At 72.4% G+C, this 22,137-nt stretch carries 21 protein-coding genes; 12 read left to right on the top strand and 9 right to left on the bottom strand.

What is annotated here, in order from left to right:
- Nucleotides 1–10: 10 nt before the first annotated feature.
- Nucleotides 11–1,420, top strand: a complete 1,410-nt coding sequence (gltX, locus tag AB0B85_RS10890) for a glutamate--tRNA ligase (protein WP_357405885.1) — start codon at nt 11–13, stop codon at nt 1,418–1,420.
- 105 nt (nt 1,421–1,525) lie between these two features.
- On the opposite strand, the gene AB0B85_RS10885 is transcribed toward gltX, so the two are convergent.
- Nucleotides 1,526–2,119, bottom strand: coding sequence for a copper resistance CopC family protein (locus AB0B85_RS10885; protein WP_357405883.1), 594 nt, complete (start codon nt 2,117–2,119; stop codon nt 1,526–1,528).
- Nucleotides 2,120–2,362: 243 nt separating this feature from the next.
- Between AB0B85_RS10885 and AB0B85_RS10880 the strand changes: the two genes are divergently transcribed.
- Nucleotides 2,363–3,013, top strand: coding sequence for a hypothetical protein (locus AB0B85_RS10880; RefSeq protein ID WP_357405881.1), 651 nt, complete (start codon nt 2,363–2,365; stop codon nt 3,011–3,013).
- A gap of 92 nt (nt 3,014–3,105) precedes the next feature.
- Here the strand turns inward: AB0B85_RS10880 and AB0B85_RS10875 are convergent, their stop codons facing one another.
- Together AB0B85_RS10875 and AB0B85_RS10870 are read right to left on the bottom strand one after the other, a co-directional pair.
- Nucleotides 3,106–3,426 (bottom strand): hypothetical protein, encoded by a 321-nt coding sequence (locus AB0B85_RS10875; RefSeq protein ID WP_357405879.1) that lies wholly within the window; start codon nt 3,424–3,426, stop codon nt 3,106–3,108.
- A gap of 245 nt (nt 3,427–3,671) precedes the next feature.
- Complete coding sequence (locus tag AB0B85_RS10870; RefSeq protein WP_357405877.1) at nt 3,672–4,214, bottom strand: phosphoribosyltransferase family protein; 543 nt, start codon at nt 4,212–4,214, stop codon at nt 3,672–3,674.
- Nucleotides 4,215–4,310: 96 nt separating this feature from the next.
- Between AB0B85_RS10870 and AB0B85_RS10865 the strand changes: the two genes are divergently transcribed.
- The 5 genes from AB0B85_RS10865 to fabF all read left to right on the top strand — a co-directional run bounded on the left by AB0B85_RS10865 (nt 4,311) and on the right by fabF (nt 9,199).
- On the top strand, nt 4,311–5,699 hold the full coding sequence (locus tag AB0B85_RS10865; protein ID WP_357406066.1) for a helix-turn-helix domain-containing protein: 1,389 nt from the start codon (nt 4,311–4,313) through the stop codon (nt 5,697–5,699).
- Nucleotides 5,700–5,777: 78 nt separating this feature from the next.
- Entirely contained in the window at nt 5,778–6,704 is a 927-nt protein-coding gene (locus AB0B85_RS10860) for an ACP S-malonyltransferase (RefSeq protein WP_357405875.1), read from the top strand.
- On the top strand, nt 6,701–7,645 hold the full coding sequence (locus AB0B85_RS10855; RefSeq protein ID WP_110565639.1) for a beta-ketoacyl-ACP synthase III: 945 nt from the start codon (nt 6,701–6,703) through the stop codon (nt 7,643–7,645). Before AB0B85_RS10860 ends, AB0B85_RS10855 begins: the two co-directional genes overlap by 4 nt.
- A gap of 85 nt (nt 7,646–7,730) precedes the next feature.
- Nucleotides 7,731–7,970 (top strand): acyl carrier protein, encoded by a 240-nt coding sequence (locus AB0B85_RS10850; protein WP_030330276.1) that lies wholly within the window; start codon nt 7,731–7,733, stop codon nt 7,968–7,970.
- A 2-nt stretch (nt 7,971–7,972) separates the two neighbouring features.
- Nucleotides 7,973–9,199, top strand: a complete 1,227-nt coding sequence (gene fabF / locus AB0B85_RS10845; RefSeq protein ID WP_357405873.1) for a beta-ketoacyl-ACP synthase II — start codon at nt 7,973–7,975, stop codon at nt 9,197–9,199.
- Nucleotides 9,200–9,272: 73 nt separating this feature from the next.
- On the opposite strand, the gene AB0B85_RS10840 is transcribed toward fabF, so the two are convergent.
- The 3 genes from AB0B85_RS10840 to AB0B85_RS10830 all read right to left on the bottom strand — a co-directional run bounded on the left by AB0B85_RS10840 (nt 9,273) and on the right by AB0B85_RS10830 (nt 12,894).
- Complete coding sequence (locus tag AB0B85_RS10840; protein WP_357405871.1) at nt 9,273–9,491, bottom strand: hypothetical protein; 219 nt, start codon at nt 9,489–9,491, stop codon at nt 9,273–9,275.
- A 212-nt stretch (nt 9,492–9,703) separates the two neighbouring features.
- Complete coding sequence (locus AB0B85_RS10835) at nt 9,704–12,163, bottom strand: FtsX-like permease family protein (RefSeq protein ID WP_357405869.1); 2,460 nt, start codon at nt 12,161–12,163, stop codon at nt 9,704–9,706.
- Complete coding sequence (locus AB0B85_RS10830; RefSeq protein WP_357405867.1) at nt 12,157–12,894, bottom strand: ABC transporter ATP-binding protein; 738 nt, start codon at nt 12,892–12,894, stop codon at nt 12,157–12,159. The genes AB0B85_RS10835 and AB0B85_RS10830 overlap by 7 nt, the downstream gene beginning before the upstream one ends.
- 162 nt (nt 12,895–13,056) lie before the next feature.
- On the opposite strand from AB0B85_RS10830, the gene AB0B85_RS10825 reads away from it, so the two are divergent.
- Both AB0B85_RS10825 and AB0B85_RS10820 read left to right on the top strand, forming a co-directional pair.
- Nucleotides 13,057–14,346, top strand: a complete 1,290-nt coding sequence (locus tag AB0B85_RS10825) for a sensor domain-containing protein (RefSeq protein ID WP_357405865.1) — start codon at nt 13,057–13,059, stop codon at nt 14,344–14,346.
- Nucleotides 14,319–14,978, top strand: a complete 660-nt coding sequence (locus AB0B85_RS10820) for a response regulator transcription factor (protein WP_357405863.1) — start codon at nt 14,319–14,321, stop codon at nt 14,976–14,978. Before AB0B85_RS10825 ends, AB0B85_RS10820 begins: the two co-directional genes overlap by 28 nt.
- A 34-nt stretch (nt 14,979–15,012) precedes the next feature.
- On the opposite strand, the gene AB0B85_RS10815 is transcribed toward AB0B85_RS10820, so the two are convergent.
- Both AB0B85_RS10815 and AB0B85_RS10810 read right to left on the bottom strand, forming a co-directional pair.
- Nucleotides 15,013–16,746: a glycoside hydrolase family 3 N-terminal domain-containing protein gene (locus AB0B85_RS10815; protein WP_357405861.1), complete on the bottom strand. Its 1,734-nt coding sequence runs from the start codon at nt 16,744–16,746 to the stop codon at nt 15,013–15,015.
- A gap of 87 nt (nt 16,747–16,833) precedes the next feature.
- Nucleotides 16,834–17,325 (bottom strand): DUF3145 domain-containing protein, encoded by a 492-nt coding sequence (locus AB0B85_RS10810; RefSeq protein ID WP_357405859.1) that lies wholly within the window; start codon nt 17,323–17,325, stop codon nt 16,834–16,836.
- A gap of 308 nt (nt 17,326–17,633) precedes the next feature.
- On the opposite strand from AB0B85_RS10810, the gene AB0B85_RS10805 reads away from it, so the two are divergent.
- Nucleotides 17,634–17,963 (top strand): hypothetical protein, encoded by a 330-nt coding sequence (locus AB0B85_RS10805; RefSeq protein ID WP_088988216.1) that lies wholly within the window; start codon nt 17,634–17,636, stop codon nt 17,961–17,963.
- A gap of 146 nt (nt 17,964–18,109) precedes the next feature.
- On the opposite strand, the gene AB0B85_RS10800 is transcribed toward AB0B85_RS10805, so the two are convergent.
- A complete protein-coding gene (locus AB0B85_RS10800; RefSeq protein ID WP_357405857.1) occupies nt 18,110–18,733 on the bottom strand; it encodes a carbonic anhydrase in 624 nt (207 codons plus the stop codon).
- Between the two features lie 170 nt (nt 18,734–18,903).
- Here AB0B85_RS10800 and AB0B85_RS10795 point away from each other — a divergent pair, with 170 nt between their 5' ends.
- Both AB0B85_RS10795 and AB0B85_RS10790 read left to right on the top strand, forming a co-directional pair.
- Complete coding sequence (locus AB0B85_RS10795; protein ID WP_357405855.1) at nt 18,904–19,851, top strand: alpha/beta hydrolase; 948 nt, start codon at nt 18,904–18,906, stop codon at nt 19,849–19,851.
- A 108-nt stretch (nt 19,852–19,959) separates the two neighbouring features.
- The gene (locus AB0B85_RS10790) at nt 19,960–22,074 is read left to right on the top strand and encodes an AAA family ATPase (RefSeq protein ID WP_357405853.1); all 2,115 of its coding nucleotides are present in this window, start codon (nt 19,960–19,962) and stop codon (nt 22,072–22,074) included.
- The last annotated feature ends 63 nt before the right edge of the window (nt 22,075–22,137 follow it).

Genomic DNA, 22,137 nt, shown 5'->3' with positions numbered 1-22,137 from the left:
GCTGGGGGACGTGACGGTACGTGTGCGCTTCGCCCCCTCCCCGACCGGTATGTTCCATGTCGGTGGTGCCCGCTCGGCACTGCAGAACTGGATCTTCGCCAAGCAGCAGGGCGGGGTGTTCGTGCTGCGGGTCGAGGACACCGACGCGGCGCGCAACAAGCCCGAGTGGACCGAGGGCATCCTCTCCGCACTCGACTGGATCGGCATCTCCCGGGGCAGCTACGAGGGCCCGTACTTCCAGTCCGAGAACGCCGGCGAGCACCGGGCCGCCGCCACCCGGCTCTACGAGTCGGGGCGCGCCTACTACTGCGACTGCACCCGCGAGGACGTGCAGGCCCGCACCGGCTCGCAGTACCAGGGCTACGACGGCTACCACCGCGACCGTGGCCTCGGCCCGGGTCCGGGGCACGCACTGCGCTTCCGGACGCCCGACGAGGGCGCGACGGTGGTGGTCGACCTGATCCGTGGTGAGCCCACCTTCGACAACAAGCTCATCGAGGACTTCGTCATCGCCCGGGGCGACGGCTCGCCGGTCTTCCTGCTGGCCAACGTCGTCGACGACATGACCATGGGGATCACCCACGTGATCCGGGCCGAGGAGCACCTGCCCAACACCCCCAAGCAGCAGTTGCTCTGGGACGCCCTCGGGGTCAAGCCGCCGATCTGGGCGCACGTGCCGGTGGTGGTCAACGAGAAGCGGCAGAAGCTCTCCAAGCGCCGGGACAAGGTCGCCCTGGAGGCGTACCGCGAGGAGGGCTACCTCGCCGGTGCGATGCGCAACTATCTGATGCTGCTCGGGTGGGCGCCCTCCGGCGACCGGGAGATCGTGCCCTGGTCGGTCATCGAGGACGAGTTCCGGCTGGAGGAGGTCAACCCCTCCCCCGCGTTCTTCGACGAGAAGAAGCTGCGCGCGTTCAACGGCGAGTACATTCGCGCGCTGTCCGTGCCCGACTTCATCGACGCCTGCCAGCCGTGGCTGACCGGCACCGGGACCATCGCGCCGCCGCCCTGGCAGCCGGCGGAGTTCGACGCCGACGCGTTCGCCGCGGTGGCTCCGCTGGCCCAGACCCGGCTCGCGCTGCTCAGCGAGATCGTGCCGAACGTCGACTTCCTGTTCCTCGCCTCGCCGCTTATCGACGAGGCGGCCTGGGCCAAGACGATGAAGGACGGCTCGGCGGACCTGCTGGACGCCGCCGTCGCGGCGTTCGAGGCGCTGGAGTCCTGGGACGCCGAGTCGCTGAAGTCGACGCTGGAGGCCGTCGGTGCCGAGCGTGGCCTGAAGCTCGGCAAGACGCAGGCACCGGTCCGGGTCGCGGTCACCGGCCGCACCGTGGGCCTGCCGCTGTTCGAGTCCCTTGAGGTGCTCGGCCGCGAGCGCACCCTGACCCGAATCCGCGCAGCCCGACTCCGCCTGGTCTGACGCCCCAGCCCTGTCGATCATGGAGTTGTGGTGCCTGGATAGACCCCTTTCGGGGGGCTTTGTCCAGCACCACAACTCCATGATCGACTGCGGTACGTGGCGGGGTTAGGGGGTTTTGCGGCGGTGGCGGAGCAGTAGGGCGGCGGCGAGGGCGGCTGGCAGCAACAGCGCGCCGAGCGCCCAGGGCCACCAGCGCCGCTCCTGTGCCAGCGGTACGACCGCCGTCGGGGTGACGCTCGGTGTGGTCGAGGCCGGCCCGGCCGACGGCGAGGCGGCCGCGGCTTCCGGCGTCACGGCGGCACTGCCGGTCGACGGCAGCACCGACGGGCTGGCGGTGGTCCCTGACGTGAGGGTGAACCGCACCTCGCCCTTCACCGGGTGACCGTCGCCTGACGCGAGTTGATACCCGACGATGTAGAGCCCCGCGGCGGCCGGTGTGAACGGCACCCGGACGCGGCTGCCGGCGAAGACGGGCGGGCCGCCGGCGACCACATTGTCCGGTCCGGTTATTGTGATCTTCGTCGTAGTCGGTGCGGGCTTGGCGAGGAACCGCAGCTCGATGCGGGCAGGGGCCGTCGCCACCCGGGCGCCGTCGCGCGGATCGCTGCCGGTCAGCGAGTTGTGCGCGGCAGCCGGAGCGGCAGGTAGCAGAAACGACACACCGAACGCCACGCCGAGCACCCCTGGCACAACCCGCACCGTACGTGTAACCCTGCCCCCCATGAACCCCTCCGTAAGGGTACGATCCGCCCGCTGATCAAACAGCTCCTCATTAGTCGAGCAGAGATCGCAGATAGTTCCAATTACTGTTCCAAAGGCTGCAACTCATCGACGTTTTGCGGAGTCTGTAGGTGTAGGACCGACCCTCCGGTCGGCGTCGCATCGGCAGACCGCTCCAGGCGTCACACCGAAGCCATCCATCGAACGGGGCGAGGAGGCGGGATGGTCCGACACATGAGGTGGTTGGCCACCGTGGTGGCGGGCTCGCTGGCGGCAGCGCTGCTGTCGCTCGGCACCGCCGGCCCGGCCCTGGCGGCGCCGAAGCCGGCACCAGCCGGGGTGGACATCACCGGCGAAGGGCTCGACGCGCCGTTGCGACTGCGGGTGGACACGCAACCAGCCCATGTGGGCGCGGTCATCGACCAGGTCAACTTCCTCGGGCGCACCGGCATGCCGACCGGGCCGAAGCCGGCCGACCTCGGTCCGAAGTACACGGTCGTGGTGTTCGCCGGTGAGACGCCGCAGCAGACGTACGACCTCTATCCCAAGGCGGTCGGCGGCCCGCGGGTCTACCGGCCGGCGAAGCAGCCGGACGCCCGCAAGATCAGTGCTGGCTGGTTCCTGGGCCGGCTCAGCATGTCCGAGACCCTGCGCACCGCCGGTGTGCCGCTGGAGCGGCAGTTCGACACGGTCAGTGGCGGCGCGGGCGGCGGCGAACGGGTGCTCCCGGAGGACACGCTCGACCCGGCGAAGGACCTCGACGACGCGCTCGGCGACCTGCAGCGCCTGCTGCTGCTCAACGTCGGAGTGATGCTGACGATCACGATCGGCCTCGCCGGGATCGCCCTGCTGATCCGCCGTCGTACCCGCTGACTCCCGGCCGCTGGCGCGTCGTACCCGCTGACTCCCGGCCGCTGGCGCGTCGTACCCGTTAACTCCCGGCCGCTGGCGCCGAGGTCGCCGGCTCAGCACCAGCGGCGTGGTGGGCGCTCCCGGCGGGCGGCCCGTGGGCGCGGCCGGACCGGGCCGTGCCGATGGGCCCCGGCCCAGCCGTCAAGTTCGCTCAGGCAACCAGCGGGAACGTCTGCGTCGGGCTCGGTCCGGGCGGAGCCCTCCGCGCCGCGTTGGCGCGGGAGCGTGATCTCGTCGTCGGGCCGCGGCTCCACCGGGTGCGACGGCGCGCCGGCGGTCGGCCGACGGTGCTTGCCAGCCACCTGCGGGTCGTGGTGCCCCGGCCGGCAGGGCTCGCCCTGGGCGCAGCCGTGCTCGGCCTCCCCGTGCGCCATTCCCGGTCTCCTCACGCTCGCCTCACCCGGGTGCTCCCCCGACGTGCCCCTGTCACCGTACTGGCCGGGCCCGACGGGCCGCGCGCCGCGTACCTGGGGTCGACACCGGCCAGCTCACGAAGACGACGGTGGGCGCGGAACCAGGTCGCGCAGTTCACCGCCTCTTCCCGTGCCGTTCACGCGCGGGCCGCAGCCCGGCCGGCGGCGCTCAGCACGCGCGGGCCGCAGCCCGATCGGGGCGGCGCTCAGCACGCGCGGTGCGCCTCCAGATCCGCTCGGCGCAGCAGCGCCCGCAGCGCCACGCCGTGACCGGCCAGCGCCTCGGCTCCACCCTCGGCGCGGTCGATGACGCAGAGGGCGTGCTCCACCCGGGCACCCAGTTCGCGGAGGTTGCCGGTTGAGATGACCACCTGCCCGCCGGAGGTGACGATGTCCTCGACCACCAGCACCTGCCGCCCGGCCAGGTCCGCCCCCTCGGCCAGCCGGGCCGTCCCGTACGCCTTCGCGCTCTTGCGGACGAAGGCGCAGGGCAACCCGGTGTGCCGGCCGAGCGCGGTCACCACCGGGATGCCGCCCAACTCCAACCCGGCCAGCACCTCGGTGCCGGTGGGGACCAGGGGCACGAGGTGGGCGGCCACCCGGTCAAGGAGACGTGGGTCGGCCTCGAAGCGGTACTTGTCGAAGTACTCGTCGGCGGTCCGCCCGGACCGGAGCACGAACGTGCCGGTCAGGCGGCAGGTGTTGTCGATCTCGCGAGCCAGCTCGGCCAGGTTCTCCCGATCAATCATGATCATCATTATGGCGCTGGCGGACCGGGTGCCGCGTAATCCCCTTCGGCGCGTGTCGGTGCCGCACGGGCCGCAGGCCACCGGGTTCGCCAGCAGCTGGCGGGCGGGCCGGAGGTCGAGGGACTCACCGACCAGCTGATGCCCGGCAACGGTGCTGCCGACGGCCCGCCGACCGGTGCCGGCGTGGTTGGCCTGCTCACGACGTGTCAGGCTAGGGCGGTGAGTACGCCGGGGGGTGGAGAGCTGGCGGCCACGCTGCGCCGGATCGAGCGTTCGGCGGGGGCGTTGGCCACCTCCAGCGTGGCCCGGATGGACGAGACGCTGCCGTGGTTCCGGGCGCTGCCGGCCGACCAGCGCTCCTGGGTGATGCTGGTGGCCCAGGCGGGCGCCCGGTCGCTGGTGCAGTGGTTGCAGGACGGCGGCGGCACTGCGGACAGCACCCAGGAGGTCTCGGACGAGGTCTTCGCCGCCGCCCCGCAGGCGCTGGCCCGGTCGATCACCCTCCAGCAGACCGTGGCGTTGATCAAGGTGACCATCGACGTGGTCGAGGAGCAGGTGTCGCACCTGGCCGCCGAGGGTGAGGAGCAGCAACTGCGCGAAGCGGTGCTGCGCTTCTCCCGGGAGATCGCGTTCGCCGCCGCCCGGGTGTACGCGCGGGCAGCCGAGTCACGCGGCGCGTGGGACGCCCGGTTGCAGGCCCTGCTTGTCGACGCGCTGCTGCGCGGGGACTCACCCGATGTGCTGGCCAGCCGGGCCGCCGCGCTCGGCTGGGCGGACGCGCCGCCGGTGGCGGTGGCGGTGGGTCGATCGCCGGGCGGTGAGGTCTCCGCGGTGCTGCACGTGGTCTACCGGCAGGCCCGCCGGATCGGTGTGGAGGTGATCGGCGGGGTGCACGGCGACCGCCTGGTGATCGTGTTGGGCGGTGCGGCGGACCCGCTCACCGCCACCGCCAAGCTGCTCAGCGCGTTCGGCGACGGACCGGTGGTGGTGGGTCCGGCCGTACCGAGCCTGGACGAGGCGACCGAGTCGGCGCGGGCCGCGCTGTCCGGTTTCCGGGCGGCGCCGGCCTGGCCCGGTGCCCCCCGCCCGGTGCCGGCCGCCGACCTGTTGCCCGAGCGGGCCCTGGCGGGCGACGCGGAGGCCCGCCGGCGGTTGCGGCACGACGTGTACGCGACGCTTGTGCGCGCCGGTGGCGAACTGCTGGCGACCCTTGACGCGTTCCTCGCCGCCGGCGGCACGCTGGAGAGCGCCGCGCGGGCGCTGTTCGTGCACCCGAACACGGTGCGTTACCGGTTGCGCCGGATCGCCGAGGTGACCGGCTTCTCGCCGCTGTCTCCCCGGGACGCGTTCGCGCTCCAGGTGGCGCTGACAGTGGGTCGGTTGGATCCGGTCGTCCCGCTCGCCTCGGCCGTGCCGACCCAGACAATCACCCCAGGCAGCCGGAAAATCGCGCATAACGAGGATGATCCTCGCCGATTTTTGTAAGAAACCTCCAAAGGTTCTAGTGCGGTTTGGTCGGAGGCGGCACAGCGTTACCGAGGCGAATCCGGGAGAGTCATAGGCGTGCTCGCCGTACTTAGTCCCGGCCAGGGTTCTCAGAAACCCGGCTTCCTGACCCCCTGGCTCGACCTGACCGGCACCGAGGCGCGGCTGCGCGAGTGGTCGGCGTTGGCCGGGGTCGACCTGGTGCACCTGGGCACCACCGCCGACGCGGACGAGATCGTGGACACCGCCCGCACCCAGCCGCTGCTCGTCGCCGCGGCGATGCTCGCGGCCGAGCACCTGCCACTTGACGGCGTCGGGCTCACCGCCGGGCACAGCGTCGGCGAGTTGGGTGCCGCGGTCGTCGCCGGTGTGCTGACCCCCGAAGCAGCGATCACCCTCGCCGGCGTACGCGGGCGGGAGATGGCCGCCGCGTGCGCCCTGGAGCCGACCGGGATGGCCGCGACGCTTGGTGGCGACCCGGACGAGGTGCTCAGCGCCATCGAGGCGCACGGGCTGTATCCGGCCAACCGCAACGGCGCCGGGCAGACAGTCGCCGCCGGCGCGCTGGCCGGGCTCGACAAGCTCGTCGCCGAGCCGCCCGCCCGGACCCGGATCATCCGGCTCAAGGTGGCCGGCGCGTTCCACACCCCGTACATGGCCCCGGCGGCGACCGCGCTCGCCGAGGTCGCCGCCGGGATCACCCCCGCCGACCCGGCCCGGATCCTGCTCTCGAACCTCGACGGCACCGCTGTCGACAACGGCCAGGAGCTGGTGCAACGCCTGGTCCGCCAGGTGACCGCGCCGGTGCGCTGGGATCTGTGCATGCGTACGATGGCCGACCTCGGGGTCACCGGTGTGATCGAGTTGCCGCCCGCCGGCACTCTCGCCGGGCTGGTCAAGCGGGAGCTCAAGGGCGATGGCGCCCCGGAGATCGTCACCCTGAACACCCCGGACGACCTGCCGGCCGCACGGGACCTGATCGCCCGCATCGGAGGTCGCTCATGACTGGCAGTCGCATCGTCTCGATGGGGCACTACCAGCCCTCGCGGGTGGTGACAAACGACGACATCGCCCAGCTCGTCGACACCAACGACGAGTGGATCCGCGACCGCGTCGGCATCGTCAGCCGGCGGATCGCCGACACCGAGACGGTGGCCGACATGGCCGCTGCCGCCGCCGGCAAGGCGCTTGCCAACTCGGGTCTGACCGCCGCCGACATCGACCTGGTCGTTGTCGCCACCTGCACGTCGATCGACCGCAGCCCCAACGTGGCCTGCCGGGTCGCCGCCAAGCTGGGCATCACCGCCCCGGGCGCGTACGACGTGAACACCGCCTGCTCGGGCTTCGCGTACGCGCTGGGCACCGTCGACCACGCCATCCGGGCCGGCGCGTCGCGCAACGCGATAGTCATCGGCGCGGAGAAGCTGTCCGACTTCACCGACTGGACCGACCGGTCCACCTGCATCATCTTCGCCGACGGCGCCGGTGCGGCGGTGGTCACCGCCACCGCCGACGACGAGCCGGCCGGGATCGGCCCGGTGGTCTGGGGTTCGGTGCCGGAGAAGAGCGACGCGGTGCGCATCGAGGGTTGGCGCCCGTACGTCCAGCAGGAGGGGCAGGCGGTGTTCCGCTGGGCCACCACCGAGCTGGCCCCGCTGGCCCTACAGGCCTGCGAGCGGGCCGGGGTCGACCCGTCGGAGCTGGCCGCGTTCGTGCCGCACCAGGCGAACGCCCGGATCATCGACGGCATCGCCAAGCGGCTCAACATCCCCAATGCGATCATCGCGAAGGACATCGTCGAGTCCGGCAACACCTCCGCCGCGAGCGTGCCGCTGGCCCTGTCCAAGCTTGTCGAGCGTCGGGAGGTGCCCTCGGGCGCACCGGTGCTGCTGTTCGGCTTCGGCGGTGGCCTGACCTACGCCGGTCAGGTCGTCCGCTGCCCCTGAAGACCCCCTTCGGCGCGTACGCGTCGAGGAGTGGCGGTCGGCGACGCCGTCCGTCGGACAACCCCGATGAAAGGAACCAACCGCAATGACCCGTGACGAGATCACCACCGGCCTCGCCGAGATCCTCGAAGAGGTTGCCGGAGTGAACCCGGACGACGTGGCCGAGGGGAAGTCCTTCACCGACGACCTCGACGTCGACTCGCTCTCCATGGTGGAGGTCGTGGTGGCCGCCGAGGAGAAGTTCGGCGTCAAGATCCCGGACAACGAGGTGCAGAACCTCAAGACCGTCGGTGACGCCGTCAGCTACATCGCGGCGCAGTCCTGATCATGAGTCGTCCTGACGTCGTCGTCACCGGGCTCGGCGCGACGACCCCGCTCGGCGGGGACGTCGCGTCGACCTGGGACGCCATGCTCGCCGGCCGCTCCGGGGTGAGTGCCCTCACCCAGGAGTGGGCCGCGCAACTGCCGGTCCGGATCGCCGCCCAGTTGGCCGTGGAACCGTCCGAGGTGCTGGACCGGGTCCGCCTGCGCCGACTGGACCGCTCCGAGGCGATCGCGATCATCGCGGCCCAGCAGGCCTGGGCGGACGCCGGCCTGGCCGGGTCCGACCTCGACGGGGAGCGGCTGGCCGTCAGCGTCGGCTCCGGCATCGGCGGTGCCACCACCCTGCTCGCGCAGGACGACATCCTCGAAGCGTCCGGGCCGCGGCGGGTGTCCCCGCACACCATCCCGATGCTGATGCCCAACGGTCCGGCCGCCTGGGTCGGGTTGGAGTTGGGGGCCAAGGCCGGGGTGCACTCGATGGCCAGCGCCTGCGCCACCGGTGCCGAGGCGATCGCTCTCGGTCTGGACATCATCCGCTCCGGCCGGGCCGACGTGGTGGTGGCCGGTGGCACCGAGGCGGTCATCCACCCGCTGCCGATCGCCGGCTTCAGCTCGATGCGGGCGATGTCCACCCGCAACGACGACCCGGAGCACGCCTCCCGCCCGTGGGACACCGGCCGCGACGGCTTCGTCCTCGGTGAGGGTGCCGGCATCGTGGTGCTGGAGCGGGCCGAACACGCCGCGGCCCGGGGCGCCCGGGTCTACGCGCGCCTCGCCGGGGCCGGCATCACGTCCGACGCGTACGACATCGTGCAGCCGCACGCCGAGGGCGAGGGTGCCATCCGGGCCATCGCCAAGGCGATAGCGGACGCGGACGTGGCCAAGCGGGACATCGTGCACGTCAACGCGCACGCCACCTCGACGCCGATCGGTGACATGCTGGAGATCGGCGGGCTGCACAAGGCGCTCGGCGACCACCCGGTGTTGACCGCTACGAAGTCGATGACCGGTCACCTGCTCGGTGCGGCCGGCGCGCTGGAGTCGATCGCCACCATCCTGGCCATCCGCGACAGTGTGGTGCCTCCGACGATCAACCTCGACGACCCGGAGCCCGGTCTCACGCTCGATGTCGCGGCGCACAAGGCACGCCACATGGAGATCCCCGCCGCGTTGAACAACGCGTTCGGCTTCGGCGGTCACAACGTGGCGCTGGTCTTCGCCCGGCCCTGAGAAACCCGCAGGACCCCGCAGCAGGCAAGGCCCCTGCTCGTCGCGCGGCGACGAGCAGGGGCCTTCGCGTCGTTCACGTCCGGTTGCGGGGATGCCGCTTCGCTGTGCGTTCGTTGCCGTGGCGGTAGTTGCCCGTCCAGCGGGCCATCACCAACTGCGGGTCGTCGTCGACCTCGGCGAGGAACTGCGCCGCGCGGGCGCCGCGCAGGGTGCCCGCCACCCGCCCGTGGTGCGTGATCACCACCAAGCCGTCCGCACGGTGGTCGTACCTGAAGCCCTGTGCCTGACCCATGACCGACATGCTGCCAGTGCCACGGCCGACGACGCGACGGGTTTCCCGCCCGGCACCGGCTCGGCAGTACTGCTTCGCGCGGGCCATCCGCTGGGGGTGCTGGCCCGTCGGCTGACCGCCGAGGTCCTGGATTAGGCACCGCCGCTTGGTGGGAACTACGAGCCCGCACGAACGAGCTCGTGAACGGCTCGTCCGGAGCGTTCGCGGGCCCGTCATTCCTTGGTGCCGGCCAGCTCCACGGGTCGAGTGCGCATCGCGCCGATCGTCGGCGCCAGCGTGGCCAGGAGCGCGACGACCGCGCAGGCCACCAGGGTCAGGCCGAGGATCTGCCAGGGGACGACGATCGCCGTCCAGACCGAGAGTGCCCCCAGCGCACCCCAGATCCCGAGCAGGTTCACCAGCGTCGCCAGCACGCCCAAGACCGCGCCGACCGCCACCATGGTCAGGGACTCGGCCATCACCAACAGCAGCACCTGCCGCTTCGTGGCCCCGGCGAGCCGGAGCACGGCCAGGTCCCGCACCCGGTCCGAGGTGGCCATCACCATCGTATTGGCCACCGCGATTCCGGTGTAGGTCAACGCGATGCCGAGCACGACCAGATAGCCCACAGTGGTCTGTCGGCCGCTGGCAGGCAGCTGCTCGGTGAGCCACTCGGCGCGGGTCTGCACCTGGGCGCCGGAGGAGCGCAGCGCGGAGCGGACGGCGGCCTCGCCGGCGGAGACGTCCGTGCCCGGCCGCCACGACAACTCGATGTGGTCCACCACCGCGCCGCCCGCGTTGTGCCCGGTCACGTAGACGCCGTTGCTCCCGGTGCCGGTAGCCAGGACCGCCACGACGCGCAGCGAGCGCTCGGTCCCGTCGCCGAGCCAGACCGTGACCTGCCGGCCAACGGTGTGCACGGCCCACTCCTCGTTGACGACAATGCTCTGGTCGTCGAGGTCACTGATCCGGCCGGCCCGGACCGGCAGGTGGCGCACCGCGGCCAGCGTCTCCGGGTCGACCGCCTGGGCATCCGAGCGGATCAGCGCGACGCCCTCCTCCAGCGTGTATAACGCGCTGGAGGCGCTGGTCATCACCTTCGCGCCGGGAACCCTCCGGACGGCGGCCACGGCAGACTCGTCCAAACTGGTGCCGTCGACGATCAGGTCGGCGGCGATCTGTGTACGGATCTCGGCCGCCTTCGCCGCGTTGATCGTCGCGGTAGCGCCCAGCAGGGAGCCGGCCAGCGCGACGGTGACCAGCACCGGCGCGGCGACAGCGGCCGTGCGCCGCACCCCGGCGCTTGCGTTCTCACGCATCAGCATGCCGGTCGCGCCCGACAGCTGAGCCGGTAGCCAGGCGATCAGCCGGGTCAGCGGCCCCACCAGGATCGGCGCCAGCAGCGCGATCGCGGTGATCAGCAGCATCGGCTGGGTGGTGTACGTCTTGCGGTGCAACGCGTCGCCGGGGTCGCTGAGCAGCCGCCAGCAGAGCATGCCCAGCCCGGTGGCGAGCAGCCCGGCACCGAAGATCCAGCGACCCAGGGTCATCGCCCGGGTGTCGACCGACGCCTCCCGCAGTGCCTCGGTCGGGCGGATCCGGCCGGCCCGGACCGTCGAGACGGCGACCCCGGCCAGCGCCACGATCAGACCGGTCCAGAACGCCACGTGGTAGGGCCACTGGTAGTCGCCGATGGTGAACCAGCTCGGCGCCAGCCGTTCGTCGACCAGGATCTCTCCGAGCCACGGCGCCCCGTGGGAGCCCAGCGCGCAGCCGGCTGCCGACGCCACCACGCCGACCGCCCCCGCCTCGGCGAGCATCGTCCGCCGGACCTGGCGTGGGGTGGCGCCGGCGGTGCGCATCAGGCCGATCTCGCGGCGACGCTGGGCGACCGCGTACGCGAACGTGGAGGCGACCACGAACACTGACACGAAGGTGGTCACCCCGCCGGCCGTGCCGAGCAGGGCGTTCATCGCGATCAGCGCCTCCCGGTCGCGATCCGGGTCGGGGTCCGCGCGTCGCCGGTCGTCGCCGGTGAGCACCTGGATTCCGGGTGTGCCGGCGACCGCGGCCTGAACGGCCTCCGCCGGAGCATGCACGACGAGGTTGTCGATCCGCGGTGATATCTCCGCCGCGGCATTTTCACTGAAGAAGACCGCTTTCTCGTACGAGACCGGTGCCAGCGCCGCGGCCAGGGTGAAGACCGCCCGCCCAGTCGGTGTACGGACCTCGATCTGACGGCCGACCAGGGCCGGATCCGCCACCATCGCGATCTCCGTGGCCGTGCGCGGCTCGTGGCCGGCGACGATCCGGTTGCCGCCGAAACCGGCGACGGGCCACGGATGCCCGACCAGCTCGGCGTCCTTGCCGTCGACCCGGACCGGGAACGACCGGTCCGCGACAACCGTCCCGAGGTTCGCCAGGTTCTTGGCGAGGGCCTCCGGAACCGCCTGCGGCTGCGTGAGCGGCTGGACCCGGACACCGATCCGGGACGGCACCCGCAGCTCGTCGGCACCGCGGACCACGACCACCGCGCCGGCGAGCCGCTCGGGGTGCTGCTGTGGAGCCGCCAGGGTAGACGCCAGCCCGAGCCCCATCGTGGCGATAAGCGCGACACCAAGGCCCAGCGCGACGAACGTGCCGACCAGGCTCACCCAGCGGGCCCGCAGGCTGCTGAGCGTCACGATCAGCATGCGGTCTGCTCCATCTGGGTCATCCGGTTCGCGACCGCCTCGGCCGACGGCGCGTCCAGGGCGCCGTTGAGCCGGCCGTCGGCCAGGAACACGACCCGGTCCGCGTAGGCGGCGGCGACTGGGTCGTGGGTGACCATCACGATGGTCTGCCGCTCGTCGTCGACCATTCCGCGCAGCATCCGCAGCACCTCCCGGCTGGTCGACGAGTCGAGCGCGCCGGTCGGCTCGTCGCCGAACAACACGTCGGGGCGGGTGATCAGGGCGCGGGCGATAGCGACCCGCTGCTGCTGGCCGCCGGACAGCTCGCTCGGGCGGTGCCCGGCCCGGCCGCTCAGCCCGACCCGCGCCAGCACGTCGCGGACCTCGCCGCGGGACTGCCGGCGCCCAGCTAGCCGCAGCGGCAACGCCACGTTCTGCTCGGCGGTCAGGGTGGGCAGCAGATTGAAGGACTGGAAGACGAAGCCGATCCGCTCGCGCCGCAGCAGCGTCAGCTTGTGCTCGTTGAGCGTGGTCAGGTCGGTGTCGCCGAGCAGCACCGAGCCGGACGTGGGCCGGTCGAGGCCAGCGGCGCACTGCAGCAGCGTCGACTTGCCGGATCCGGATGGTCCCATGACGGCGGTGAAGGTGCCTTCCGCGAAGGACAACGAGAGGTCGTGCAGCGCGGTGATCGCCGGGTCGCCGGAACCGAAGGTCCGGACGACACGGCGCAGGCGAATGGCGTCCCGGGTCATATGTGCAGCCTGTCGGAGGGCAGGGCCGGCCACATCCCCGCGAGATGGTGTCTTTCCGGTAGTGCTAGGGATACCTTCGCGGCCTTCAACCGGGCGGGTCACCGCTGACCGGCTGCCACGGGCCCCGGGCTTCCCGCACCGGTTGTCCTCTACGGTGGTCCGGTGCGACCCCGCAATGTCTGGCAAGCCCTTGCCCGGCTCGGCTTCGTATGGTCCTGGTGGCCCGTGCGGTCGGCCGCCTACCTGCTCGGCACCGGGGTGCTGGGCCTGCTGGTACTGGTGGCCGCGCTGCTCGTGATCGCGGTCGGCGGGCTGCTTACCGTAGTGGTGATAGGGATTCCGCTGCTGGCCGCCCTGCCGCTGATCGGCCTGCCGGCCGCCGGGCTCGAACGCCGTCTCCTGAGGCTGGTCGACGGGCAGCCGGTGCCGCACGGTCATCGGGTTCCGCCACGTCCCGGCCTCAGATCCTGGCTGCGGACCCGCTACACCGAGCCGGGCACCTGGCGGGAGTTCGGCTACGTGTCTCTGTGCGCCCTGGTGCTCTGGCCGCTCGATCTGCTCGCGTTCGTCCTCGGGGTCACCGTGCCACTGGCGCTGCTCGCCACCCCGGTGCTGTTCGCCACGATCGGCGACGAGGATCAGGTCAACGTCCTCAAGGCGTACGCGGTGACCTCCTGGCCGGGCGCCTGGGCCAGTTGTCTGGCGGGCGTCGCGGCGCTGGCCGTGTGTGCCTACGGGCTGGGCATGCTCGCCGGGCTCCGCGCCGAGCTGGCCCGGGCCATCCTCGCTCCGGCCGCCGGCTGGCTCGACCGGCAGGTCGTCGAGCTGACCCGCTCGCGGGTCCGCCTCACCGACGCCTTCGAGGCCGAGCGCAGCCGCATCGAGCGCGACCTGCACGACGGCGCGCAGCAACGGCTGGTGGCCCTCACCATGATGCTGGGCGTCGCGCGCCTGGACGTCCCGCCCGGCCCGCTGGCCGACCAGCTCTCCCGCGCGCAGGACGAGGCGGGCCGGGCGCTGATCGAGCTGCGTGAGCTGATTCGTGGCGTCTATCCGCCGCTGCTCACCGACTTCGGGCTGGAGGCGGCAGTCACCGACCTGGCGACCCGGTCCGCGATTCGCGTCGACGTCGACTTCGGCGTCACGCAACGCTTCCCCCGGCCTGTCGAGTCGGCCGCCTACTTCGTCGTCTCCGAGGCCCTCGCCAACATGGCCAAGCACTCCGGCGCCGACCGCGGACGGATCTTCGGCGCCTACGCGAAGGGGATCCTGACGGTCCAGGTGCACGACGACGGGCGCGGCGGCGCCGACATCGGAACCGGCACCGGGCTGATCAGGCTGGCCGATCGGGTGTCCGTCGTGGACGGCAGACTTTCCCTGTCCAGCCCGCCCGGCGGGCCGACACGAGTAGTTGTGGAGATCCCTTGTCAGACCCTTCCCGATTCCGCGTAGTCCTGGCCGAGGACAGCGTCCTGCTGCGCGATGGGCTGGTGGGCCTGTTGGGCAGATTCGGCCACGAGGTGGTCGCCGGGGTCTCCGACAGCGACAGCCTGCGGGAGGCGGTCGCCGAGCACGATCCGGACGTGGTGGTCACCGACGTCCGGATGCCCCCGGGCTTCACCGACGAGGGCCTGCGTGCGGCGGTGGAGCTGCGACAGACCCGTCCGCGGCTGCCGATTCTGGTGCTGAGCCAGTACGTCGAGACGCGGTACGCGACGGAGCTGCTGAACGTCGGCGAGGGCACCCACGTCGGTTATCTGCTCAAGGACCGGATCGGTCACGTCGGTGATTTTGTCGAGGCGCTGGGTCGGGTGGTGGAGGGCGGCACCGTCGTCGACCCCGAGGTCGTCCGTCAGATGCTGCGCCGACACCGGGACCCTCTCGAGGCGTTGACCGTCCGCGAGCGCGAAGTGCTCGCGCTGGTCGCGGAGGGCAGGTCGAACCTTGCCATCGCGACCGGTCTGAGTCTGGCCGAGGCGTCCGTGGCCAAGCACATCCGCAGCATCCTCTACAAGCTCCAGCTGCCACAGACCGAGGACAGCCACCGGCGTGTGCTAGCGGTCCTCACGTACCTGAGGGCTTAGAGGCGGCGAGCGCTGACCTGTCGGGAGCGAGCGGTCAACTGCCGCAGGTGGTGGCCGGCAGGCCGGGCACGGCCACCGGGGATCGGCCGCCCGGCCGGGCCTTGCCGGCCAGCACGGCGGCCAGCGCGGTCATCGACGCCCGGCTGGAGGAGTACGTGGCGAGCAGCGTCGGTGACTTCGCCCCGCTCAGCACGTACGGGGTGTCCATGGCGACCGTCACCGCCGCGTCGGCGCGCAGGTCCTTGGCGCCGTCGCCGTAGCCCACCAGGTGCACGATCGTGCCCCCGCTGGCCTTTACCTTCACCCCGGCGGCGGTCAACGCGGCGGTGAGCGCGGCCCGGGTGCCGTCCCGGCCGCCGGAGGCGGTGACGGTGACCGGCCCGCGTACCGGGCCACCGCAGGTGCCGCGCAGCACTGTGACGGCGGCGGCGGCAAGCGCGTCGGCCGCGGCGCGGTGAGCCGGGGCGTTGAGCGTGGCCATCTGCGCGGCCGGGGTCTGGGCGAGCCGGAACTTCATGGTCAACACCCGGGTGACCGCCTCGACCAGCCGGGTGCGGGGCAGCGACCCGTCGCGCAGCGCGGCGAGCAGCCCGTCGTACGCCTGACCGACGTTCGGGGTCATCAGGATGAGGTCGTTGCCGGCGTTGAGCGCCCGGACCGCCGCCTCGCCGGGAGCCCAGCGCTTCGCTGGCGGCATGTTCATCCCGTCGGTGATCACCACGCCCTGGAAACCGAGCTGACCGCGCAGCACGTCGGTGAGCAGCTTGTGGGAGAAGGTCGCCGGGGTCCCCGGGTCGATCGCGTGGGCGTCCAGGTGCCCGGACATCACCGCCATCGCCCCGGCGTCGATGCCGGCGGTGAACGGCGGCCAGGCGCCGCTCTGCAACGCCGCGGCAGACTGGGTGAGCACCGGCAGGTCCTGGTGCGAGTCGTCGGCGCTGTGGCCGTGCCCGGGGAAGTGCTTCAGGGTGGCCGCGACACCCTCCGCCTGGAGGCCACGGACGGCGCCCCCCACCTGCGCCGCGGCCTGCTTCGGGTCGGCGCCGTAGGAACGGGAGCCGATCACGGTGCTGTGGGTGGCCAGCACGTCGGCCACCGGGGCGAAGTCGACGTTGATGCCCATCGCCGCCAGTTCGGCGCCGGCGGCCCGCCAGGCGGCCTCGGTCAGCTTCGGGTCGCCGGCCGCGCCCGCCGCGAGGGCGCTGGGCAGCACGGTGACCCCGTCTGTCACCCGGGTGACGACGCCGTACTCCTGGTCGGTGCCGATCAGCAGTGGCGCGGGGCCGGCGGCGAGCTGACCGGCGGCGGCACGCAGCCCGGTGGTGAGCTCGTGCACCTGCTTCGGGTTGTCGACGTTCGTGGTCTCCTGGTTGCCCTTGGTCGGGTCGTCGGCGCTGAAGCCGACCAGGATCAGACCGCCGAGCCGGTACTTCTTGATCATGTCGGCGGGGGTGTCGACCCCGGCCAGGGCCTGGTTACCGGCTGCCGAGCCGGCGGAGACCTTCGTCGCCGAGTCGCCGTAGGCGTACGGCATCAGGACCTGGCCAACGAGATCTTCGTCGGCCAGCGTGGCGACCAACGTCGCGGCACGGGCAGCCGGGTCGGTGGCCGGTGTCGGGGCGGGGCCGCTCGGGGCGGCGGACGCGCCGACCGGACTGGTCGTCGGCGCGGGGCGCTCGGGGCCACCTGAGCAGCCGGAAAGGAGCAGGGCGGTCAGGGCGGCGACTGCGACGGTGGCGCGCCAGGGGCGATTCGACACGCCGTCCATCCCACCAGCTTCCCCCTTATCGGGGCAACTTGACCTTACCGGTCGTGGTCGGCCCGACGGCGTACGGCCAGCGGACCGGCGACCAGGTCAGCCGACGCGGGTGAGCAAGGTCACCGGGGCCCCGTCGCCGGCATACCGGTAGGGCTCCAGGTCGGTGTCCCACGCGGTGCCGAGCGCCTTGTCCAGGGCGTGCGCCAACGCCTCGGGCGCCCGGGAGGCGACCATCAGGGCGCGCAGCCGATCCTCGCCGAGCTGGATGTCACCCGCCACGCCGACGGTGGCCCGGAACAGCCCCCGGGCCGGCACGTACATGAACCGCTCGCCGTCGACACCGGGACTCGGCTCCTCGGTGACCTCGAAACGGATCATGGGCCACTGCCGTAGGGCAGCAGCCAGCTCGGCGCCCGTCCCCGGACGACCGGTCCACCCGCACTCGGCCCGGCGTGCGCCGGGGTCGACGGGCTGAGCCGTCCACTGCAGGTTGACCGGCGCGGCTAGGACGCGCGCGATCGCCCACTCGACGTGCGAGCACACGGCGAGCGGGGTCGAGTGGACGTATACGACGCCACGCGTTGGCACGGTGACCTCCCGGAGAGCGAGGTGCGTCTTCCCCTACGACCTCGTCCACCCGGGTGGTTGCTGCAACACATGATGACTTGTGTGGCCAGTGGTGCGCCAGGGAATCGGAAAAAACGCCGGGTGGAATAGCCGGACGGGTGGCTGCGGTTACCCCTCAGGACACCGCGACGACCAGCATGATGTCGTGGTCCTGTACAGTTCCACCGGCGGCTTATGCCGCGTTACATCTTCGCGGGCCGAGCGCAGTGTGGCCCGCACACAGCCCCCGGACGTCCAGTCCTCCCGTACGTCTTGCAAGGAGTACCTCCGTGGCGAGCAACACCTCTAAGACCGCGCGCGCGTCCGTCCGGGCCGGCCAGGCTGGCCAGGGTGGCGCCCTCAGCGTGCTGGGCGAGTTCAAGTACCTGATCCCGCTCAACGGCGGCAAGCACGCCTACGTGCGGAACCTGACCAACGGCAAGACCGCGCACCTGCGCACGGACTCCGACGCCTTCGTCGAGGAGATCCGCGTGCTGGCCGCGGCCGGCCACGCCGCCAAGATCCGGGCCGAGATCAACAACCTGGCTGCCGCCCACCCGGGTGACGGCTGGGAGGCCACCGAGAAGCGCCTGGTCGCGGCCGGCGTCTTCGAGGGCTGAGCCCCGCTTCACCGCATCATCGCCAACCGCCCGCCGGCAGTTCCCGGCGGGCGGTTTCGCGTTGTGCCCGCCCTCGGCGGTTTCGCCGGTCCACGCCCTCGGTGGTTCGCGTGATCCACGCCCTCGGACGCCGGGCCGAGCCGGGCTCAGGCCGGGTCGAGTAGGGCGACCTCGCCGGTGGCCAGGTCGTAGAGCCCACCGACCACTGCCACCCGACCGGCGGCGACCGGCCCGGCCAGCAGGTCGTCCGCGCGCAGCGTGCCCACCGTCCGCCTTACGTGCCGGCGGATCGCGAGCGGCAGCACCGCCGGGTCGTCGATCCCCACCCCGGTCACCGCCGGAGCGATCTCGTCCACCAGGTACGACAGTGAGCCACCGGGCCGTTCCCCGGCACGCACCGCGTCCACTGTGGCGCCGACGGCCCCGCACCGCTCGTGCCCGAGGACCATCACCAGCGGTACGCCCAGCTGGCCGACCACGTACTCGATCGACCCGCGCACCGCCCGGTCGAGGACGTGCCCACCGGTACGGATCACGCAGATCGCGCCGAAGGTCTGGTCGAAGATCGCCTCCAGCGGCACCCGCGAGTCGATGCAGCCGAGCACCACGGCGTACGGCTGCTGGTCGCCCGAGGCGGCCGCGGCGGCCGTGACGTCGTGCCCGTGGATCGGCTGCCCGCTCACGAACCGCCGGTTGCCGGCGAGCAGGTCGGCCAGGGCGGCGCGAGGAGTGCCCCCGGCCTGCCGCCGCTGCCCCGACGTGTCGCCCATCGGCGCTCCCGACGACCCCATGCCGTCCAGCTTGGCCCGCCACCGGCCACCACGGGTCGGGTCGGGAATGTTGACCGCGGCGCGATTGGCGGGCTGTCCTGGTGGGTAGCCGGTGTTACCACCGGGTATCGGAGGTGCTGGTGGTGCCGGGCGGCCCTGGGGAGGTGGCGATGCCGGATCGGTTCGAGGTCGCCCTGGCCGACGGCGTACGGCTGAACGTCGAGGCGAGCGGGCCACCAGATGCCCAGGTCACCGCCGTCCTGCTGCATGGCTGGACGTTGGACGGGCGGGCCTGGCACCGGCAGGTCGACGCGCTCACCGGGGCATCGGTCGGCGGGTCGGTGCGGGTGGTCACCTACGACGCCCGGGGGCACGGCCGGTCCAGTTGCATGGCGTTGCCCACGGCCACCCTGGCCCAACTCGGCGACGACCTGGCCGCGGTGCTCGACACGGTGGCGCCGGTCGGGCCGGTGGTCCTGGTCGGGCACTCGATGGGCGGCATGACGATCATGGAGTACGCCCACCGCCACCCCGCCCACTTCGCCGCCCGGGCGGCCGGTCTGGTCTTCGTGTCGACCACCGCCGAGGGGCACACCCACACCGTCTACGGGCTCTCGCCCCGGATTGCCCGACTGATCCGGCTGGCCGAGACGACAGGTGCCGGAGTGCTGGCCCGCTGCGGCTCGTGGCGAGCGCCCCGGGCGCTGCTCAACGCCCTGCAACCGAGCATCCGGTGGATGCTCTTCGGCGACCGCTGCGAGCCGGCGGACATCCGGCTGGTGACGTCCGCGGTGGCTCGGGCCTCGCTGCGGTCGATCGGCGGGTTCCGGGCCTCCATCGGCACCCAGCACCGACTGGACACCCTCGCCGCGTTGGCGCACCTGCCGGCCGCCGCCCTGGTCGGCGACCGGGACCGGCTGACCCCGCCGCCGTGTGCCGAGTCGATCGCGGCGGCCCTGCCGGCCACCGAACTGACCGTCTGCCCGGGCGCCGGGCACATGTTGATGATGGAGCGGCCGGACGAGGTGACCGCGGCACTGACCGGCGTCCTGCGCCGGGTGCTCGCCGAACCGACGCCCCGCCGGCACGGCACGACCGCCGCCGGAACGGGTGTCTGAGCGCGTTCGCGCACCTCGCGCGTCGCGGGCCCGGCCTGGGGCCGTACCCTTCTGCGGTTGGCTTGCGCGGTTCCCGCCCCCTGCCGGCGACCTTCGAAGGAGCGTGCGTTGACCGACCAGACCGGCCTTGAGCAGGAGATTGCCGTCGAGCAACGACACCTTGACCGGGTGTACGCCCGATTGGCCGAACTGCGGCGCTCGGCGGTCCGGGCCGAGCGTGACGGCTACCGGATGGCCCGGGTGGGCACGTTCGGCGCGTTGGTCGAGCGCGACGCGATGGTCTTCCACGCGGCGCAACGGCGGCACGTCCTGGACGCCGAGTACGAGGGGTTGGTCTTCGGCCGGCTGGACCTGCGCGACCGGCAGGTGCTGCACGTGGGGCGGCTCGGGATCCGCGACGAGGACGCCAGCACGCTCGTCGTCGACTGGCGGGCGCCCGCCGCCGCCGCCTTCTACCAGGCCACCCCGGCGCAGCCGCTGGACGTGGTGCGTCGCCGCACGATCCAGTCCCGGGCCGAGCGGGTCACCCGGATCGAGGATGACCTGCTGGACCCGAGCGCGGCCCCGGAGGGGATGACAGTCGTCGGCGACGGCGCGCTGCTGGCCACCCTGTCCAAGGCGACCGGCCGGGGCATGCGGGACATCGTGGCGACCATCCAACGGGAGCAGGACGAGGCGATCCGTTCGCCCGGCTCCGGGGTGACGATCGTCGCGGGCGGTCCGGGCACCGGTAAGACCGCCGTCGCCCTGCACCGGGCGGCGTTCCTGCTCTACTCCGACCGCAGCCGCTACGCCGGTGGCGGGATCCTGGTGGTCGGCCCGTCGGGGGTGTTCGTCGAGTACATCGCCTCGGTGTTGCCGTCGCTCGGCGAGGACACCGCCACCCTGCACTCGCTCGGCACTCTCTTTCCGGGGATGACCGCCACCCGTACCGACCCGCCCGAGGTGGCAGCGGTGAAGGGCTCGCTGCGGATGCGCCGGGTGCTGGAACGCGCGGTCCGGGACGCGGTGCCGGGCGGCCCGGGTGAGCTGCGACTGCTCTACCGGGGCACGCTGCTGCGGTTGAACCGGGACGAGCTGGACCGGATCCGGGACCGCGCGCTGCACCGCGGCGCCCGCCGCAACGAGGTGCGCCGGGCCGGCTTCGACGGCGTGTTCGGCGCGCTCTGGGCGCAGGCCCGCGAGGTGGGCGTTCGCCTGCCGGAGCAGCGGACCTTCGAGGCGGAGATCGCCGAGCGGGCCGAGTTCCGGGAGTTTCTCAAGGCGTGGTGGCCCCGGCTGCACCCGCGGCACGTGCTGGGTTGGCTGGCCCGGCCGGAGCGGCTGCGCCGGTACGCTGCCGGGATTCTCTCCACCGACGAGATCCGGCTGCTCGGCGCGGCGTACCGGAGTCTGGACTCCGCCGGGTTGACCATCGCCGACATCGCGCTGCTCGACGAGTTGGACGCGTTGCTCGGCAAGCCGGCGCAGCCGGCCAAGGCCCGCCGCGACCCGTTCCAACTCGCTGGCGGCGTACGCGAGCTGAGCACCGCGAGCGACAGGCAGCGCGCGGCCCGAGCGGCGGCCCGGGAGCGCCCGGAGGACTACCGGGAGTACGCGCACGTGGTGGTGGACGAGGCGCAGGACGTCTCACCGATGCAGTGGCGGATGGTCGGGCGGCGTGGCCGGCTGGCCTCCTGGACGGTGGTGGGTGACCCCGCGCAGACCGCGTGGACCGGTGATCCGGAGGAGCTGACCCGGGCTCGGGACCAGGCCCTGGGCCGGCGTAAGCGACACGACTTCACGCTCACCACCAACTACCGCAACTCGGCGGAGATCTTCGCGGTGGCGGCGGCGGAGATCCGCCGGCTCTACCCTGACCTGCCGCTACCGACCGCCGTGCGCTCCACCGGGGTCGATCCGGTCGAGCTGGTGGTGCCCGCGACCGGGTTGGAGACCGCCGTCGTGAAGGCGGCCGCCGGGCTGCTGGCCGAGGTGGAGGGCACGGTCGGGGTGATCACTCCGGTCCCCCGCCGCGACGAGGTCGCCGGTTGGCTCGACGCGCTCGACGCGCCGCGCCTGCAGGTGGTGACCAGCCTGGAGGCCAAGGGCATGGAGTACGACGGGGTCGTGCTCGTCGCCCCGAGCGAGATCCGGGCCGATCCGGGCGCGGGGGTACGCACCCTGTACGTGGCGCTTTCCCGGGCCACGCAGCGGCTCACCACAATCGATCCGACCGACTGATCCGGGGCAAACCTGCCTGCTGGGCCGGTGGTCTACCTCATAGTTGCATACATAGCGATGTGA

Source organism: Micromonospora sp. NPDC049044 (assembly GCF_040649215.1).
In the GTDB taxonomy this organism is placed as follows: domain Bacteria; phylum Actinomycetota; class Actinomycetes; order Mycobacteriales; family Micromonosporaceae; genus Micromonospora.
This window is presented reverse-complemented; position numbering and strand designations above follow the sequence as displayed.